The sequence below is a fragment of the Grimontia indica genome, from assembly GCF_000333895.2.
GTDB classification, from domain to species: domain Bacteria; phylum Pseudomonadota; class Gammaproteobacteria; order Enterobacterales; family Vibrionaceae; genus Enterovibrio; species Enterovibrio indicus.
Genome location: NZ_ANFM02000014.1, coordinates 21,338 through 40,038, shown reverse-complemented (window position 1 = coordinate 40,038; position 18,701 = coordinate 21,338). Strand labels below are relative to the sequence as shown.

Annotated in this window: 14 protein-coding genes; 12 read left to right on the top strand and 2 right to left on the bottom strand. The window is 45.8% G+C overall.

The annotated features are described in order from the left end of the window. Positions 1-13: 13 nt before the first annotated feature. The 7 genes from D515_RS08550 to purF all read left to right on the top strand — a co-directional run bounded on the left by D515_RS08550 (position 14) and on the right by purF (position 10,599). On the top strand, positions 14-4,222 hold the full coding sequence (locus D515_RS08550) for a FimV/HubP family polar landmark protein (RefSeq protein WP_039849814.1): 4,209 nt from the start codon (positions 14-16) through the stop codon (positions 4,220-4,222). Positions 4,223-4,589: 367 nt separating this feature from the next. After that, a complete protein-coding gene (gene truA / locus D515_RS08540; protein WP_002537793.1) occupies positions 4,590-5,384 on the top strand; it encodes a tRNA pseudouridine(38-40) synthase TruA in 795 nt (264 codons plus the stop codon). A gap of 239 nt (positions 5,385-5,623) precedes the next feature. Next, the gene (accD, locus tag D515_RS08535) at positions 5,624-6,550 is read left to right on the top strand and encodes an acetyl-CoA carboxylase, carboxyltransferase subunit beta (protein WP_039849812.1); all 927 of its coding nucleotides are present in this window, start codon (positions 5,624-5,626) and stop codon (positions 6,548-6,550) included. 94 nt (positions 6,551-6,644) lie between these two features. Further along, a complete protein-coding gene (gene folC / locus D515_RS08530; RefSeq protein ID WP_002537789.1) occupies positions 6,645-7,913 on the top strand; it encodes a bifunctional tetrahydrofolate synthase/dihydrofolate synthase in 1,269 nt (422 codons plus the stop codon). A gap of 2 nt (positions 7,914-7,915) precedes the next feature. Continuing rightward, a complete protein-coding gene (locus D515_RS08525) occupies positions 7,916-8,452 on the top strand; it encodes an SPOR domain-containing protein (RefSeq protein WP_002537787.1) in 537 nt (178 codons plus the stop codon). Positions 8,453-8,515: 63 nt separating this feature from the next. Further along, positions 8,516-9,007 carry a colicin V production protein gene (gene cvpA / locus D515_RS08520; RefSeq protein ID WP_002537786.1) on the top strand — a complete coding sequence of 164 codons (492 nt, stop codon included), beginning with the start codon at positions 8,516-8,518 and terminating at the stop codon, positions 9,005-9,007. 77 nt (positions 9,008-9,084) lie between these two features. Continuing rightward, the gene (purF, locus tag D515_RS08515; protein WP_002537785.1) at positions 9,085-10,599 is read left to right on the top strand and encodes an amidophosphoribosyltransferase; all 1,515 of its coding nucleotides are present in this window, start codon (positions 9,085-9,087) and stop codon (positions 10,597-10,599) included. 257 nt (positions 10,600-10,856) lie between these two features. Here purF and D515_RS08510 read toward each other — a convergent pair whose 3' ends face one another. After that, complete coding sequence (locus D515_RS08510; protein ID WP_002537783.1) at positions 10,857-11,456, bottom strand: Yip1 family protein; 600 nt, start codon at positions 11,454-11,456, stop codon at positions 10,857-10,859. A gap of 181 nt (positions 11,457-11,637) precedes the next feature. Then, positions 11,638-12,528: a LysR family transcriptional regulator gene (locus D515_RS08505; protein ID WP_002537781.1), complete on the bottom strand. Its 891-nt coding sequence runs from the start codon at positions 12,526-12,528 to the stop codon at positions 11,638-11,640. 298 nt (positions 12,529-12,826) lie between these two features. Here D515_RS08505 and D515_RS08500 point away from each other — a divergent pair, with 298 nt between their 5' ends. The 5 genes from D515_RS08500 to D515_RS08480 all read left to right on the top strand — a co-directional run bounded on the left by D515_RS08500 (position 12,827) and on the right by D515_RS08480 (position 18,700). Further along, positions 12,827-13,882, top strand: coding sequence for a response regulator (locus tag D515_RS08500; RefSeq protein ID WP_002537780.1), 1,056 nt, complete (start codon positions 12,827-12,829; stop codon positions 13,880-13,882). 221 nt (positions 13,883-14,103) lie between these two features. Further along, positions 14,104-14,601 (top strand): transcription/translation regulatory transformer protein RfaH, encoded by a 498-nt coding sequence (gene rfaH / locus D515_RS08495; protein WP_002537777.1) that lies wholly within the window; start codon positions 14,104-14,106, stop codon positions 14,599-14,601. Positions 14,602-14,796: 195 nt separating this feature from the next. Beyond that, positions 14,797-15,594 carry an ABC transporter permease gene (locus D515_RS08490; protein WP_002537776.1) on the top strand — a complete coding sequence of 266 codons (798 nt, stop codon included), beginning with the start codon at positions 14,797-14,799 and terminating at the stop codon, positions 15,592-15,594. Beyond that, positions 15,594-16,814 (top strand): ABC transporter ATP-binding protein, encoded by a 1,221-nt coding sequence (locus D515_RS08485; RefSeq protein ID WP_002537774.1) that lies wholly within the window; start codon positions 15,594-15,596, stop codon positions 16,812-16,814. Before D515_RS08490 ends, D515_RS08485 begins: the two co-directional genes overlap by 1 nt. A gap of 56 nt (positions 16,815-16,870) precedes the next feature. Beyond that, on the top strand, positions 16,871-18,700 hold the full coding sequence (locus tag D515_RS08480) for a hypothetical protein (RefSeq protein WP_002537772.1): 1,830 nt from the start codon (positions 16,871-16,873) through the stop codon (positions 18,698-18,700). Position 18,701: the final 1 nt, after the last annotated feature.

Below are 18,701 nucleotides of genomic sequence, written 5' to 3'. Positions count from 1 at the left end.
CTGCCATAGGGGAATGCGGGCAGTGTCTGACCCAGATTTTTATAACGCGATGAAGCGAACTCTTTTTTCATACTTATCAGGTGGTCGTCTCGGCAAAACGCTTGTCGTCTCGTCTTTATTGCTGAGCCTCGGTGTTCCGTTCTCTGCGCAGTCTGCTATTCGTATTCTTGGCCCGGTGGAAGAATCTCCTCCGCCTAATGCTACTGCACCTCTGGCTCAACAAAATCAGGCGCCACTATCTTCGGTGAACCGACGCCAAACGGTTGGTCCAACCCGTGATTCCGACACATTGTGGTCGATTGCATCGCGTTATCAGCCAAATAACTCCGTTACTGTTTATCAGACCATTGGTGCCATTTTCCGCCTCAATCCTGGTGCGTTTGAAGATGCCAACATTCATGGCCTCATCCCGGGTAGTCGATTGCAAATGCCAACACTCACGGAGATTCGCCGAGAGAGTACGGATGACGTCGCAAGCCGTCTGCAAATAGACCAAGCGCGCAAAGACGCACAACGCGTTGCTAACCAGCCGTTGAGTCAGCAAGTTACAGCACCTGCTGCCACACCAAAACCTGCGCCTAAGCCAGCGCCAAAACCTGAACCTGCAATGGCAGAAACTGCGAAGCCTGAAATGGAAGCCGTTGAAACGGAAACCATGGCTGAGAACAAGCCAATGCAAGAGAAGGAGATGATGGAGCCAGAAGGCGACACATCCGGTGCACCGGCTAAGCCAAACATGTCTTCCGTTCAGAATCAGATTAATGAATCTGACCTGCAAATGGGCAAGCTGGTAGAAAGTAACCACATTCTCAAAATCCGTCTGGCTGAGGTTCAAAACGAACTGGCTGTTCTCAAAGACCAAATGTCCGCGGATGAAGAACTGACAGAAGAAATTCGCGAGTTCCTCGAAATCCAGCGTCTACGTCAGGCGCAGATGGAAATGAAAGAACCTTCGTTCTTTGAATCCTTGATGGCTAGCCCGCTGATGCTGGCGACCATGGCGATTATTCCCGCACTGCTAGTGATTGGTGCTGCTGCCTTCTTCATCATGCGTCGTCGTAAAGACGAAGATGTTGATGTGGAAGAGCCGGAAGGTTTAGACGGCGAAGATCCGGAACTTGACGCTGTGATGGTGGCGGACGATGACACCGACGAACTGGTTCTGGAAGATGACGAACTCGAAGTTACCGATGATATCGATGCCGATCAGCTCTTTGGCGATGACATGGGAGATGATCTTGATGACATTAACCTGTCAGACACCCTTGAGCTTTCAGAGGAGCCCGAAGAAGGTGGCCTCGACATTGATGCAGATACTGACCTGACATCGAATCTGGATGTTGGCTTGGATGATGACTTCGATACCAGCACTGATTTAGATATCGAAGCCAACACTGACGGTGCAATCGGCCTTGAAGACATGGAGCGCGCGCTTGATGAAATGTCTTCCCAACCAGAAGAGTCCGAGCTGAGCCCTGATGAAGCACTGGCTGCAATGTGGGAGCAATCTCTGGGTGGCGGTGACGATGAAGAAGTCGATGACATTGACGCTCTGTTGAATGCAGAGCAGTCGGGTGGCAGCGAAGAAGCCACAGCGGAAGAAAAGGATTCTGAAGATGTTGAGCCCGCTCCGGAAATACAGGAAGAAGAGGCTTCAGAAGGTGATCTTGAAACCAATGAAGCCCTGTTCGATAAGGTACTTGATGATGAGCCAGAAGTGGATTTGTCTCAGGATATCGATTTGTCTGATGACGACATCGATGACCTTATCGGCGATGCCGCAGAGCCAGAACAAAGCGCAGATGACAATTCCGCCATGCTGGATGAGCTTCTCGACGAAGATGGTGACTTAGACCTTATTAGCAATGATATTGCTGGTGATGAAGATATCGCTGACCCAGATGCGCTCCTAGATGAAATGTTAGGCGATGATCTGATTGATGAAGATGGCAATACGGTTGAGGCAGAAGTAAAAGACGACATCGATGATTTGTCATTGGACACTGAGCCAGAAGCTGATCTGTCTGAGACGGATGCTTTGCTTGATGAACTGGTCAGTGAAGATGACGACATCGATCCGCTGGATGAAAGCGCACTACTTGACGAGTCTATCGATGAAGATGACCTATTGAGTGATGTACTGGGTGACTCGGAAGAGCAGGAAGACGTTGATCTTGGCGAAACCGATGTACTGCTCGACGAACTGATTGATGATGGTGACACACTTGAAGACGAAAGTGCGTTGCTTGATGAAGTCCCTGACGATGACTTGCTTGGTAATGACCTCGATGTTGACAGTGAGCTTGATATCGATAACGAGCTGGATATCGACAATGAACTCGATATTGATGGCGATCTTCTCGATGAAGCAACCAATGAAAGTCCAGTGGATGCATTGGATGATGTCCTTGAAGCCTCAGACGAACTGGATATTCCAGATCCAGTCATGGCTGAAGAGATGCCAACGGCTTCGGACGAAGAGCATGCTGAATCAGAGGAGTCTTTAGTCGGTGACGACACAGAAGCGCTTGATGAGTTGAACGCTCTCGTTGAAGAAACTCCTGATGACGTTGAGATAGAACCGGAAGCGTCTGAATCTGAGTTGGATTTACTTGACGATGTTCTTGAACAGGAAGAGCAAACAGACGAAGAAGCCCCTCAAGATGACGAGCCGTTAGCAGAAGATACGGCGATTGAAGAGCCAGAGGCCACTGCTGATGATTTAGAGCTTCTCGACAGCCTGTTGGATGAAGAAACGGCTTCTGAAGAATCTGAGCAAGCTGACGCAGAACCTGCCGATCTGGAACAGCCAGAACAAATGTCAGCGGAGTCAGAAGACATTGCTGATTCTGAAGAGGCGACAGATGCTGAAGACCTCATGGCAGATGAAACTCTGGATTTGGAGAGCGCTGAGCGAGAAACGGAAAATACTGAACCAGAGATTGAACTTGAAGCGCCTGAATTACCGGATCAAGAGCCTGAAGACCTTGCAATAGAGGAAGAGCCACAAGACGCTTTTGAAGCAGAAGCAGAAGCAGAAGCAGAAGCAGAAGCAGAAGCAGAAGCAGAAGCAGAAGCAGAAGCAGAAGCGCCGTTGGATTTGTCTTCTTTGCCGGAATATGACGAAGAGGCGGCGTTAGCGGACAGTGAAGGTGAGCCAGAGACAAGCAGCGATTCGCTCCCTGAAGAAGACGATACGCCGCTGGATTTAGAGAATCTGCCTGAATACACCGAAGAGGATGCTGCGCAGGAATATGATGTTGAACTGCCAGCTTCTCAGGAAACTCTGCCAGAAGACGCAGAAAGCGACCTTGAGGACATTCAAGCACTTCAAGATGAACTGAGTCAGGAAGAGCAAGAAGAAGTTCAGCAAGAAACAGAGGCAGATTCAGACGCACAAGCCTTCACGGCCACTGAGCCAAATACCCTTGCGTTCCCGAAAGTGGACCCTATTGGGCTTGACGAGTTGGGTGAGTTTGACGAAGACGATGCTCTATCAGCAGCGTTAGATGAACAGCGGGAACTTGAAGAGTTCCTGCCGCAGTCCCAAGATGAAGGCTTCACACAATCTTCAGCACCGGTTTCCCAAGCGCCATATCGCGCGGCAGAGTTGGATGATCTGGCACAGCTAGATGATGACGATCATCAGGTTGCTGGCCTCAATATGGAAGCGTTGCTTTCAGAAGAGTTGGATGATGAGCACTCAGGGCTCGGTGATTTCAGTACTGAAGAGCTCGATATTCCGGAAGAAGAAACGGATGTTTGGAGTGCTGAGCAGGCACCAGAGCCGGAGCTTGAAAGCGAAGATTGGTCTCAGCAGCCGGAAGTTTTGGGTGATGATATCAAGTCTATGGATCTGGAAGGTGACTTGGACGGTTTGCTGGACGATGTGGAAAGCGAACTGGTTGAAGAGTCGTCTCCGAGTGAGGATTACATCAGCATCGATGATCTGATGAAAGACGACGGCGCGCTTCAAGAAGACCCTGATTCGCTGAAGATGGACTTGGATGTTGGACTGGCAGATTTCCCGGATGTGCTTAGTGATATTCAACCTGCCGATGTTGATAGTAGTGGCGAAGCTGCTACCAACATGGATTTAGCGAAAGCCTACCTTGAGATGAACGACGTTGACGGTGCCATTCAGCTCCTTGAAAAGGTGATGCAAAGTGGCGATGCCAACCTCAAGGATGAAGCTAGATTGATGATAGAGAAGCTCAACTAAACAAATGAAAACTAAAATGGCGGGTTATCCCGCCATTTTTATGCCTGACACTTTGGGTATATACCCAAACAACCTGAAGATGCTCGCATTCAGAGGTCATCAATGCGTTCAATTCGAGGCAAATTTTACGAGGAATAGTCATTCTATTTCCGTGGAATTTAACGAAGAAGTGGGCATATTGAGGGCCTCCCTTCGGGCGAGTTGACTGACGCCGTGCTCTTTGTTGTTCCTTTTTGATGGAGGTGACTACACCTACAAAGGAACGCCGCGATCACAACGCCAGTCAATCTCGCTGAATCCTGCATTTTCGGGTCGTTTGGGTATATAATGCGCCGCCTTAGATAACCAGCAATACAGAGAAAACACGATGAGAATTGCCCTGGGTGTGGAATACGACGGTGCGAAATTTTATGGTTGGCAACGCCAGCGTGAAGTACCGAGCGTTCAGGAACACCTTGAAAAAGCCCTGTCCAAAATCGCCAATCAGCCTATAGAAGTGCAGTGCGCTGGCCGCACCGATGCTGGCGTGCACGGCACAGGTCAGGTTGTTCACTTCGATGTTGAAGGCTCAAGACCGCTTCGTGCGTGGACAATGGGCGTCAATACGCATTTGCCAGATGCCATTGCAGTGCGTTGGGCCAAAGAAGTACCAGACGAGTTCCACGCTCGCTTTACCGCAACTGCCCGTCGTTATCGCTACGTTATCTACAACCACGCGTTGCGTCCGGGCATCCTGCGTCATGGTGTCAGCCACTATCATGGTGAGCTGGATGAAAAACTGATGCATGAAGCGGCACAGTATTTATTGGGTGAGAATGATTTCACTTCTTTCCGTGCTGCTCACTGTCAATCAAACAGTCCATGGCGAAATGTTCACCATATAAATGTGACTCGTCAGGGTTGTTACGTGATCATTGATATCAAGGCCAATGCATTCGTTCACCATATGGTGCGAAACATTACAGGCAGCCTGATTGCCGTTGGCCGCAAGGAGCAAAAACCTGAGTGGCTGAAATGGCTACTGGAAATCAAAGATCGCAACTTAGCGGCAGCGACAGCAAAAGCAGAAGGATTGTATCTGGTAGAGGTCGACTATCCGGCGGAATATGAATTGCCATCTTCGCCGGTAGGTCCGCTGTTTCTGCCGGACGAACAACTGTAACCAGCAAAGCGTCGAGGAAAATCGCCTCTTCGTTACAAAGCAAAGTAGACAGAAGTGGGACTAACAATAGGTAGTACCAGTTTTTTGTCCAAAGTCTTAACAAGTTGTGTTTTAATTCTTCGTTGAATTCGTAGATATCAAGGCCACTTGCCCATCTCTGCACAGACCGCGCTCATGGTGAGCGAAACAGTGCATGGTAATGATGTAAGCGGCGAGTGCTCCAATACAAAAGGTCGTTCATGAGCTGGCTTGAAAAAATTCTGACAAAAAGCAATATCGGTTCTTCACGTAAGGCTTCGATTCCTGAAGGCGTCTGGACCAAGTGTTCGTCTTGCGAACAGGTGCTGTACCACGCAGAACTTGAGCGTAACCTGCATGTGTGTCCAAAGTGTGACCACCACATGCGCATGAGCGCACGCAAGCGTCTGGAAACCTTCCTTGATGAAGGTAACCGCGTAGAAATTGGTGATGAGCTGGAGCCGAAAGACCTGCTCAAATTCCGTGACTCAAAGAAATACAAAGACCGCATCTCAGCGGCGCAGAAATCAAGTGGCGAGAAAGACGCTCTGATCGTCATGAAAGGTGAGCTGCTGGGCATGCCAGTGGTTGGTGCTTCTTTTGAATTTGCCTTTATGGGTGGTTCAATGGGCGCTGTTGTCGGTGCGCGTTTCGTAAAAGCGGTGGACGCAGCCATTGAAAATAACTGTGGCTTGGTTTGTTTCTCTGCAAGTGGCGGTGCCCGTATGCAAGAAGCGCTGATGTCGCTGATGCAAATGGCGAAAACCAGTGCAGCGCTTGAGCGTTTGTCTGCAAAAGGCCTGCCTTTTGTATCCGTACTGACTGACCCAACTTTTGGTGGTGTCACCGCAAGCTTTGCGATGCTGGGTGACGTGAACATTGGTGAGCCAAAAGCACTGATCGGTTTCGCAGGCCAGCGTGTTATCGAGCAAACCGTGCGTGAGAAATTGCCAGAAGGTTTCCAGCGCAGTGAATTCCTGTTGGAACACGGTGCCATTGACATGATTGTCGACCGTCGTGAAATGCGCCAGCGAATCGGTGGTCTTCTGGCGAAGATGACCAATCAAGAGTCTCCATTGGTGGTATCTGTCGATAAACCATTGGAAGGCGAAGTGGTTGAAGCTGAGCCAGTGGACGATAACGAATAAGTGTCCCACAAATAAACATCAAAAGAGCGCCTTATGGCGCTCTTTGTCTTTTAACTGATATGATTGAAGCATTGGACAATAGAATAGATTACAAATGTCAGAACTCATTTCTCCGGGTGCAAATTCACCACTGTCTGCATGGTTGCAGTACCTTGAATCTCTTCATACCAGCGCGATTGACTTAGGCCTAGATCGTGTTTCTCTGGTTGCGAACAAAGGCAATTTGACCAAACCCGCGCCAACGGTCATTACGGTAGCCGGCACCAATGGCAAAGGTTCGACTTGCGCCATTATCGAAACCATTCTTCTCAAGGCGGGTTATAAGGTTGGCGTTTACAGCTCTCCTCATCTGGTGCGTTATAACGAGCGCGTGCGCATTAACGGCCAAGAGCTGGATGATGAAAGACACTCAGAAGCCTTCGCAGCGATAGAAGCGCTGAGAGGTGATACGAGTCTTAGCTTCTTTGAATTCGGCACATTGTCAGCACTTTGGTTGTTCCAAGATAACCAGGTTGAGGTGGTGGTACTGGAAGTCGGCTTAGGTGGCCGCTTGGACGCTACCAATGTCGTTGACCACGATGTATCGGTGATCACCAGTTTGGCACTGGACCATGTAGATTGGTTGGGTGATGACATTGAAGTGATTGGTTTCGAGAAAGCTGGGATCTTCCGCGCGGGTAAACCTGCAGTCTGTGGTCAGCCAGAGCCTCCGGCAAGTGTTGCTGCTCATGCTGATGATATTGGCGCTAATCTCCATCAGGTGGGTTACCAGTTCACCTATGAAAAAGAAGGTGATGTGTGGCATTGGCAATGTGGCGCATTTGATTTGCGCGATTTACCCGTACCTAACTTGCCGTTGCCAAATGCCGCAACGGCGCTGATGGCGTTGGGCTTGTCTGAGTTGGAAGTGACTGATGAACACATCGTTGATGGTTTGAAGTCAGTCAAACTGGCAGGCCGAATGGAACGCGTTTCTGAGTCTCCATTGATTTTGATGGACGTGGCGCACAACCCACATTCAGCGGCTTACCTGGCTAAACAGATTCAAGAACTGAAAGACGCGGCGAATGGTAGCGTACATGCTGTCGTCGCCATGCTGCATGACAAAGACATCGCTGCTACGGTCGAAGAAATGAAGCCTGTTGTTGATCGCTGGTATCCCGCTTCGCTTGCTGGTCCACGCGCAGCTTCTTGGGAAGAAATTACTTCTCACCTACCTGATGGTGTTGAAGGCTTTGCATCTCCAACGCTGGCTTTTGAGAAAGCAAAAGCGGCGTTGGACTTTCATGGTGACATCCTCATCGTGTTCGGTTCATTCCATACCGTCGGTGAAATCGCCGACCACCTCCAAAAACAGGAGTAATTGTGGCAACCCAGTTTCAAAACCGCTTGGTCGGGACGCTCATTCTGGTTTCTCTGGGCGTGATTTTCCTCCCCGATGTATTTGACGGCGAGAAAGCACATTACGAAGAAAGCTATCAAGCTATTCCATTGCGTGAAGAAGTCGACGAGACCGTGCTGGCAGAACCTGTTCAAGCGCCGGAAGAGGTCGAAAGTTTTATGCCGCCGGAAGCGCCAGTCATGGTGACCATCGACGAACCGGATACGTCGACGGCATCTGTTGAGGCCTCCGAACCAAAAGATGGCTATGTTGATTCTGCTTGGGTGATCCGTCTCGGCACCTTCCGCAATATCGACAATGCCAAAAACCTGGTATCTACGCTCCGCAGTAAAGGCTATCCCGCTCAACTGATGCCGCGTGATATTCAGGAAGGTGATTTAGCACGCGTCGAGGTAGGCCCTGATGTGTCTAAGGAAAAGCTTGAATCGATGACTGCAGATTTAGAGTCTTTGACTGGTTTGAAAGGTCAACTGCTTAGATTTAACCCACTCAACCCATAAGAAAACGTTTGCGTCGTCATTTTTTCTGTTAAAATGCGCGCGAATCGCTCAGATGATTAAAAGATGAATTGGATAGATTACATCATTATTGGCGTGATCAGCTTTTCTGCTCTGATTAGCTTGGTCCGCGGTTTTGTTAAAGAAGCCTTATCGCTGGTGATTTGGTTTGGTGCCTTCTTTGTTGCGAGTAATTTTTACCCGCAATTGGCAGCTTACTTTACAAATATTCATGACGAAATGATTCGAAATGGTGCGGCGATAGCGGCGCTGTTTATTGCCACCCTGATTGTTGGTGCGGTTGTTAACTACGTGATTGGACAGTTAGTACAAAAAACTGGCCTTTCAGGTACAGATCGCGTGTTAGGGATTGTTTTTGGGGGAATTCGTGGCGTATTGATAGTCGCTGCGCTGTTATTTTTCCTTGATGCTTTCACCAGCCTTGCCAGCTCTCCAGAGTGGAAACAATCACAGTTAATCCCTAAATTTGGGGTAGTGATTGAGTGGTTTTTCACTTATTTGGAGCAAAGCTCCAGCTTTCTGCCTAAGGTGATCTAAGGTTTTCCCGCGGCAAAGTTCGCGGGTAAATCCACAAGTTCCCTGGGCTCAATTTCGCGTTACAAGGAACAGCATACATGTGTGGGATTGTTGGGATCGTGGGCGAGACCCCGGTTAATCAGTCAATTTACGATGCGTTGACAGTACTTCAGCACCGTGGTCAGGATGCGGCAGGGATTGTCACCATTGACGATAACCGTTTCCGCCTTAGAAAAGCGAACGGACTGGTCAAAGATGTTTTCCAACTGAAGCACATGCAAAGACTGCAGGGAACTGTGGGAATTGGCCATGCCCGTTACCCAACGGCAGGTAGCTCCAGTGCTTCCGAAGCGCAGCCATTTTACGTGAACTCGCCTTATGGCATCACGTTGGCGCACAACGGTAACCTGACCAATGCCAACCAACTCCGCGAATCTCTGTTTGAACAAGACCGCCGTCACCTCAACACCACCTCAGATTCCGAAGTTCTCCTCAATGTTCTTGCTCACCAAATTGACAATGTAGCGTCTAAAAAACTCACCGAAGAAGATGTGTTCAAAGCGGTTCGTGAATTGCACGCACAAGTGACCGGTGGCTACGCTGTGGTAGCGATGATTATTGGCCACGGTCTGATTGCTTTCCGCGACCCACATGGTATTCGTCCACTTTGCTTGGGCAAGCGCACTGTGAATGGCCGAGAAGAGTACATGGTGGCTTCAGAGTCTGTGGCGCTGGATGCTGTCGGCTTTGATTTCGTACGCGATATTGCTCCGGGTGAAGCCGTTTACGCAACCTTTGATGGCCGACTGTTTACCCGCCAATGTGCTGACAACCCTGCGTTGTCCCCATGTATCTTCGAGTTTGTTTACTTTGCACGTCCAGACTCGTTCATCGACAAGATTTCTGTGTATGGTGCGCGCGTTAACATGGGCCAAAAGCTCGGCGCAAAAATCCGCCGCGAGTGGGATGATCTTGATATCGACGTCGTCATCCCAATCCCGGAAACCTCTTGTGACATCGCACTGGAAATCGCACAGGTGCTGGAAAAGCCTTATCGCCAGGGTTTTGTGAAGAACCGTTATGTCGGCCGTACCTTTATCATGCCGGGTCAGCAGCAACGTCGTAAATCTGTGCGCCGTAAGCTCAACGCAATCCGCTCCGAGTTTAAAGATAAGTCAGTCCTGCTGGTAGATGACTCGATTGTTCGTGGTACCACGTCTGAGCAAATCATTGAAATGGCACGTGAAGCAGGCGCGAAGCGTGTTTACATGGCATCAGCTGCACCAGAGATTCGATTCCCGAACGTTTATGGTATCGACATGCCGAGTGCAAATGAGCTGATTGCACATGGCCGCGAGGTCGATGAAATTTGCCAAATCATCGGTGCTGATGGGCTAGTTTTCCAAGACCTGACCGATTTGGAAGAAGCCGTGCGCGAAGGCAACCCTGATATCAAACGATTTGAAAGCTCGGTGTTCAGTGGTGAATACGTGACCAGCGACATCAACCAGGAATATTTGGATTATCTGGAAAGTTTGCGTAATGACGAATCCAAAGCGCTTCGTGAACAGCAGCAAGAATTGGCGAATCTTGAAATTTACAACGAGAGTTAACTTATACCAATCGTAGTAAATATCTGCTCATCCTAGCTTGTTAAAATGCTCGAACACTGCGTTGAAAAATTTGATTGTAGAATAACTACTTATCGAAATTTTCCGCCTTGTTCTCGAGCATTTTTCCTGCGCTATCTCTGATCACCTACTTACTGTGATTGGTATTAAGCGTCTTTTACAGAAAAGCGTCTAATAAAAACGCGGCATTAAGCCGCGTTTTTCAATTCTTATTCCGTTCAATGATTGGACAAATCTATTTACTGAACAAACATTGGGCCGAAACCGACATTCCACATGATGACTGAGCTGGCAAGAATGGCGACCAGCAAAACCAGTCCGCAGGTGACGACCGAGCTTGCGTAAATAAAGCCCCGCTCTTCAGGAATGTGCATGATGATGGGAACGCCCGTGTACAGAAGGTACACAGAGTAGGCGATACCTGCTAAGCCAACCAGCATCACAAACCAGACCACTGGATATAGTGCTGCGAGTCCGACCATGAAAATGGGCGTGGCTGTGTAAGCGGCCAATTCCAGTGCTTGTGTGTAAGTTGGTGTTGACCCAAACGTACGGCTCATCCAAAGGGTGAGATACGCGAGTGCCATTACGCCGGTAATTAGCGCAAAGTACATGGCGCAGGCGATAATAATTGCGCTTTGTTGCGTAAGGAAAATTGGATCACCCACGCCGATCTGCCAGCCGATATGAACGCTGGAGTAATAGGCGCAGATAGGTGGAATAAGCGCCATGATCGCAGCATGCCCAAGACTGTTCACAGTGCCTTCATGGCGATCGTCGATGTTTTTCCATTCTTCTTTAGGGTGAGTATAAAGGCCGAGCAAATGTCCCAGAATCATAGGTCGCTCCTTCCTGTGCGGTAACCAGTAGTTTGTAATACGCAACAGCGATGCTTGATCGATCGCTTCGTTACATATTAATAACATTAGGTGTTGAGGGGCGACGTTAGCAAGTTTTAACCACCAAAAGTGTGGTGGTTTTTTAATCACTTATCGAATCTGGGACACTTGGTGATCAACCTCACTCTTCAGTGTTTTCTGAGTGAAAATATGAGAGTGAAAAGTCGATAAATGCACGAAGTTTTGCTGGGTGATGTGTTTTATCATGATACATCAGAAAGATATCACGAGGTTCGGTAGTCCAATTCGGCAAAATCTGGGTCAGTTCACCCTCATCTATATCTCTCTGCACCAAAACATCCGGTATCAGTGCGATACCCAATCCATCTTTTGCAGCCGCCCTTACCACACGCAGCTCAGAGGCTTCAAAGCGACCCTGTTGAGAAATACTTATGTGCTGACCTCTATCATTGGAAAGTCGCCATCTCATCAGCGGCCATCCTTTCAGCAGATGATGCTTTTCGAGATCGCCAGCGTCTGTCAAAGGCGCATTTGTCGACAGATAAGTTGAGCTAGCAACAAGAATGTCTCTCACAGTGTGTAGTTTTCGAGCGATCATCGATGAATCACGCTGTGGTCCGATTTTGATGAAAGCATGTTTGTCATCCAAGTGAGTAGGGGATGCATCACTGTAGAGTGACAAGTCAATTTTGATGTCAGGGTAAGCCACTAGGAAAGCGCTCAACATGGGTTGCAAAAGCTTCATCGCAATGTTCGAAGGCGCTGCCAGACGGAGGGTGCCGGAAGTACCCTGACAACATTCGGACAGATTTTCTGTAGCTTCTACCAGTTGTTCCAACAAAGGAGAGCAACGGTCGTAAAAACTTTGCCCGGCCTCTGTCAAAGACAGTTTTCTGGCATCACGGTGCAGCAGCTTAATCCTGATATCTTCTTCTAGTGCTTGGATTCTTCGGGTGAGTGTAGCAACAGGAATTCCCGTCTTTTTTGAAGCTAGCGTATAGCTTCCATTTTCGACGATCAGTCGGAAAAGATTGAGGTCATCTAATTTCATAGGATTTCACTGTGTTGCGATTGTCTTCAACAAAAAGCGTTATTTTGGCTATTTCAAATTAACATGGCGTGTTTTTCGTTGTCTCATATCAATAAGCAGGGCTCTAAAGGTGGTCTGAAGGTAAGGAAAGATAGAAAATATCCAAATTATTTTCTTTTCAGGATACAGAAAGTTAACCACTTTCGAGTCGTCTAATACAGGCTAGTGACAACCTCGCACTGATTTTCAAACTATCCTAGTAGTAGCAAATTGCCCATATTAGACACCAGCAAGGCAAGAGGAAACAGGAGAACATATTGTGTTGGAAGGAAAAGAAGTTCTCATTGTTGAAGATGATCCCGTGTTTAGCCGGATCATCGGTAGCTTTCTTCGCAAAGAAGGGTGCGTTGTAAGAGAAGCTGAAAACGGATTAGATGGTTTAAAAGCGCTAAGAGAAGGCATTCCTGACTTGTTACTCAGCGACCTCTCTATGCCGGTAATGACCGGGTTAGAGTTCGTCGAAGAAGTCAGCATGGAATATCCAATGTTGCCAGTGATAGTTATCTCAGGCACGGGCGGCATGTCTGATGTTGCTCAGGCGCTGCGCTTTGGCGTTAAAGATTTTCTGATCAAACCTATCGAAGACATCATGGTGGTGAAGTCCGCCATTATCTCGGTATTGGAAGACGCCGATGGTGGAGTCAGCAGTGACGCAGATTTCTCTCAGCAATGGTTTAAAGTCTCTCAAAACGGCGATCAGCCACTGACAGAAGAACTGAAGTGGCATTTGGAGGATCTCTTGGATAATCCAGGTAGCGCTAGAGACCTATTGATGGGATTGATGCCAGAACAGGACTCGCAACAGGGTGACTGGCGATTGTCTTATCACTCATTGCAGTCTGCTGATACCAACCCGGTCGTACTCGATTACACCTGGATGATGGATGGTCAGATGGCGTTCTACATGGTTGATAGCGCATCCGCTGGAGAGAACGGAACAGCGACAACCTTGATGATCCGAGCGTTCTTCAACGAATATCTCCGGTCACAAGATGCGGACGAAAGAGGCTTTGTTCATCTTGTCCATCAAATCGAACACGCCATCAAGCGCTCAACCTACGCTAGTCCAATCCGCGCTATGTTTGGTATCCTAAACGCAGCTGACAACCAACTTGATGTTTTATCTGCTGGGCTCAATGCTGTAGTGGATGGCTCAGGCAAGGCGTTGATTGTGAAGAACGAAAATCTACTAGGCATAGATGCATCGAATACTCGCTTTCAAACTATTGACCTTTCAGGAGGCAGTGTACGCGTGTCGCTCAGTGAGATCGGACTTACTAGCTTTAGCTTGGACATCCAAAGACTTAGCGCTTAAATCATCAAAATCTCTCTCTAAAAAACCGCCGAATCAGGCGGTTTTTCTTTGCCCTTTGAAAAAAATTCAATCCCTGCATTCCAAACTATGAACCAGTGCAGACAATTTGTGCAGTTAAAGGCTGTATGCTTGCTGCACAAAGGCCAGCCTAATATACTCTTGAGTTGCTTCGCAAAGACGATGCAAAAACTGGCTAGCAAAGAAATCGACGAGAACAAAAAATGAATCCATGGTATCTGCTCTATTGTAAACGCAGCGAGCAACAACGCGCTGAGCAGCACCTTAAAAGACAAGGCGTCGATTGTTACTATCCCCAGGTAACTGTTGAAAAAATCCGCCGTGGTAAGCGTTCCAGTGAATTGGAGCCGCTATTTCCTAACTATGTATTCGCTTCCTTTGATCCAGAAAAAATCTCCTACACTACCGTTCGTTCAACGCGTGGGGTGGTTGACTTTGTTCGACAGGGACGGTTGCCAGCGACGGTTCCAATTGAGCTGATTACTCATTTAATGTCGCTCGAGGATAGCGATGAGCAACGTGTAGTGCTCGCAGAGATTTTTAAACCGGGTGATGAAATTGAAATCATGACGGGTCAGTTTGAAGGTGCAGAGGCGATCTATAAGGAACCAGATGGTGAATTACGTTCTATTTTGTTGATCAATCTAATAAGCCGCCAGGTTGAAGTGTCTACGGAGAATTCTGCTCTCCGTAAGAAGTAACTAGCTGACTACCCAGCTATGTCCAATCAAATGTTACAGCGTACTTTGGGAACGAAACCCAAGGGCGGTAGCGTGTCAATTATACAATTAGTGTGATCATGGGGTTGTGTAGGAGACTATACGGTAAAATCCCCTTTGGTAGGCAGCCAGAAATGGATGCTGAAACACATTAAGTTTGTTTGTAAGAGAAAATAGATGTTTTCTAAAACCGTTAAAAATTTGTGGAACTATCGTGAGTTTATTACAAGCAATGTAGTACGAGAGTTTCAATTGAAATATCAGAATTCTCTACTAGGAGCGACTTGGAGTGTTATTAATCCGCTATCAATGATTTTGGTCTACACATTGATATTCACAAATATTATGAAAGCGAAGCTGCCTGGTATAGAAGGACATTTTGGTTACAGTATATACATATGTTCAGGGATTATATTTTGGGGTTTCTTTTCTGAGTTGGTTTCAAAGGGGGCAAATGTTTATTTGGATAACGCCAGTTTGCTAAAAAAATTGAAATTTCCTAGAGAGTGTTTGCCAGTCACTGTACTCCTTACAGCGCTCGTTAACTTTTCAATAATATTTTCGCTATTCGCAATGTTTCTCCTCATTACTGGTAATTTTCCATTTTCATCAGTGATACAGATTATACCAATTATAGTTTTGCTATCTATATTTGGATTGAGTCTTGGCTTTACTTTGGGGGTGGTCAATGTGTTTTTCCGAGACGTAGGTCAACTACTTGGTGTAGTTCTTCAATTCTGGTTTTGGGCCACACCAATTATTTATCCATTAGATATATTACCAGCGCCAATACAAAGCCTTATCCAATTAAACCCTATGACTATCATTGTAGGCTCACTTCAGAAAATATTTGTAATGAACGAGAGTGTTAACTTTTCAGAATTACTCTGGGTTAGTATATTGTCTCTAATCCTCTTTATATTTTCACTTTACGTTTATAAAAAGAATGCCAATGAAATTGCGGATGAAATATAATGGGTAAGATAACAGTTGAAGGTCTCACAAAAACATATAAGTGTTATCAATCGCGTTTTCAACGACTAAAGGAGTGGCTTGTTCCATTTAAAAGCTATCATACTGACAAAAACGTATTAAATGATATTAGCTTTAGTGTTGAAGCTGGAAAAGCTGTTGGAATAGTTGGAATCAATGGAGCGGGAAAGAGCACATTATTAAAACTTATAACGGGAATCAGCAAGCCAACAGCTGGCTCGGTAAAAATTGAAGGTTCAGTCTCTGCATTGCTTGAACTTGGTATGGGTTTTCATCCGGAGTTTACAGGCCGGCAAAATGCTGTAATGGCAAGCCAGCTTCTTGGTATGACGAAGAAGGATATTGAAAAGTTAATGCCTTCTATCATCGAGTTTGCGGAAATTGGAGAGTACATAGACCAACCACTTCGAGTCTATTCTTCAGGAATGCAAATGAGGCTGGCCTTCAGTGTGGCTACTGCAGTTCGCCCTGATGTTCTTATCGTTGATGAGGCACTATCTGTCGGAGATACCTATTTTCAACATAAAAGTTTTTCAAAGATTAGAGAGTTTAGAGAGCAGGGGACAACATTACTAATAGTTTCTCATGAAAAGCAAGTAATCCAGAGCATTTGCGATACAGCAATACTGATAAATGGAGGAAAGCTTGAGCTCGAAGGAAGCCCTGAGTTTGTGATGAATTACTATAATGCATTACTTGCCGATTCACAAAAAAAGAACACAAAAATAATCAGTAATGTCAATGAAGAACGTCTTATTACTGGAACGGGTAAAGCAAAGTTAAGTGGATGCAAAATCATAGATAACGAAGGTAGTTCACTTGATGTAGTGGGTTGTGGACAGAAAGTTAAACTCCAGGTTGATACTATAATTGACTATGATTTAGATGACTTTGTTGTTGGCTATTCAATCAAAGACCGACTAGGGCAGGTTGTATTTGGTACCAACACGTACTTCTTGAATGGATGCAAAGGCGAGTCTGTTAAACATGGTGAAAAATTAAGATATATTTTTGAGTTTGACGCAAATCTAGGCCCAGGTTCATACAGCCTATCTATAGCGGTTCACGAAGGTGAGAATCACGTTTCAGAATGTCATGACTGGGTTGATAGGGCATTAGTATTTAATGTTATTAACTTTGAACAGCCTAATTTTGAAGGAAACTCCTGGATACCGCAAACATTAGAAGCAGAGCGTATTTAGGTGAAACTTATAAATTAAGACTCACGAATATAAACACTGCCTAATATGGAGATGGCATGACGACTATATTGTCCTCAAGCAAAAATAATTGGAATAAAACCTGGCTCTTAGTAATACCATTTCTCTTTATCTTTAGTGTCTTTAAGTACTCTGATGCAATCTTTTCAGCAGAAATGTCCTTGGCAAATGAAGGAGATGGTTTAGGTACTATTGCTGGGATATTCGCGCTACAAGACCTTGTACAACATGAAGGGCTCGGGTATGTGTTTTCAGACTTGGCCAAATTTAGCAACCACGGTCAAGCACTATCTGAAGCAGGACCATTTAGTCAATTCTGGAAAATTGTCAGTGTAACTATTGGCTACTTTTTTTCGCCTCAACTGACATATGATTTAGTCGGAATGCTGGGCTATTTTTTCTCAGCTGTTGCTGCTTTTTATCTTTTCTCATACCTTGGAGCAAATAGACTCATATCCCTGGTGCTTGCTATTGCACTTGTATCTATGGATAACACTATAGCTCGAGCTTACAGTCATCTCTTCGGTCTTGGGGTTATGTTTGCTCCTATTCTGGTTGTGATGACAACAGCGATTGCTTCCAATAATCCGAGTAGAAAATGGCTGATTGTTCTAGCGCTAGTCCATATATTTAATTTCAATGTCAATGAATATTATGGTTACTTTGGCGTTTTTTATACGATTTCTTTTTTCATAGCCCAAACTGCGATAAATGCTAGGAAGGTTGATTGGAAGGAACTAGTTAAAAACCTAACGATTGCGTCAATTGTTTTTGTTTCGGCACTCATACTACTGTACCCAAATGTTATCGGTCAGAGCCTACTACTTAAGCTAGGTATAATTAGTGAAATAAGTAATAAAGGTGGTACTCATGTACACGAATGGGGTGCCTTTACATTTTACTCTGTACAAAAAATCCATGCGTTATTTGAGTCGGATATTTCTTTCATTCAAAATCTTTTGGACAAGGAAAGATTTTCAAACGATCTTTGGGAGATGAGCTATCGAATCGGCTTTGTGCTGCCAGTATCAATCGTTTTGATTTGCTACCATATTGTTTTGATTCAAGGCCGGAAAAGTGTAGATTTCCTTTTAAAGCTTGCGCCTTGGTGTTTGGCTACCTTGGTAAGCCTTTGCTTTGCGTTGTCACCAAACTATAAAATCTCTCTTGTCTCTTTAACCTATGAAATAGCGCCAATGTTCCGCGTGGCAACTAGATCTCTACTTTACTTCAATATAGGTCTTTTCTCTATTCTGGTCATCAGCTTAGTTCATTTAATCAGTATTCTTGATAAAAAAGCTGAGTCCGGGGAGAGGTTCAAAAAGTATAGTATAAGTGCTTTTGCACTATTACTAGTTTTGCTTGTTCACAACGATGTGTCTAGATTAGACTTCTTTGAAAAAATACCAACTCTCAAACTAGATACACAGAGTCCTTACACTGTTTTGAGTGATAGAGAAAACGGTATACTAGTCGAGGTGCCATATTTGTCTCCTAAGAAATCGCCGCCAGAGCAAAGCTATCCATATCTCTTTAATCGACTATTCCATAAAAAGATTTTGGCGAATCAAATCTATACAGGTTCAAATAACAAAAAATACATTGATGATTTGGACAGTCTTTCAGAAAGTATTAATCAATTAGATGAAGGCTTTTTGAATAAATTGATAACAAATGGAGTGAAATACTTCGCCGTTGAAGATAACTACTCCCAAACTAAACTAACCTTGGATAACTCAAGAGATGTAGAGTTAATAGCTGAGGAAAAAGGCGTTAGTATCTATGTAGTAAAAGGCGAAAAAAGTGTGAAGGAAAATAATATTAATAGATTCCTTTTAAATATGTTTAGCCAAAGAGTTATGAACTGAA

Bases quoted from the DNA above. Each gene is read 5' to 3' on its own strand.
- folC (WP_002537789.1), top strand. From the start codon at position 6,645: ATGTCAGAACTCATTTCTCCGGGTGCAAATTCACCACTGTCTGCATGG.
- accD (WP_039849812.1), top strand. From the start codon at position 5,624: ATGAGCTGGCTTGAAAAAATTCTGACAAAAAGCAATATCGGTTCTTCA.
- purF (WP_002537785.1), top strand. From the start codon at position 9,085: ATGTGTGGGATTGTTGGGATCGTGGGCGAGACCCCGGTTAATCAGTCA.
- D515_RS08505 (WP_002537781.1), bottom strand. From the start codon at position 12,528: ATGAAATTAGATGACCTCAATCTTTTCCGACTGATCGTCGAAAATGGA.
- D515_RS08485 (WP_002537774.1), top strand. From the start codon at position 15,594: ATGGGTAAGATAACAGTTGAAGGTCTCACAAAAACATATAAGTGTTAT.
- D515_RS08550 (WP_039849814.1), top strand. From the start codon at position 14: ATGCGGGCAGTGTCTGACCCAGATTTTTATAACGCGATGAAGCGAACT.
- rfaH (WP_002537777.1), top strand. From the start codon at position 14,104: ATGAATCCATGGTATCTGCTCTATTGTAAACGCAGCGAGCAACAACGC.
- D515_RS08480 (WP_002537772.1), top strand. From the start codon at position 16,871: ATGACGACTATATTGTCCTCAAGCAAAAATAATTGGAATAAAACCTGG.
- cvpA (WP_002537786.1), top strand. From the start codon at position 8,516: ATGAATTGGATAGATTACATCATTATTGGCGTGATCAGCTTTTCTGCT.
- truA (WP_002537793.1), top strand. From the start codon at position 4,590: ATGAGAATTGCCCTGGGTGTGGAATACGACGGTGCGAAATTTTATGGT.
- D515_RS08490 (WP_002537776.1), top strand. From the start codon at position 14,797: ATGTTTTCTAAAACCGTTAAAAATTTGTGGAACTATCGTGAGTTTATT.
- D515_RS08510 (WP_002537783.1), bottom strand. From the start codon at position 11,456: ATGATTCTGGGACATTTGCTCGGCCTTTATACTCACCCTAAAGAAGAA.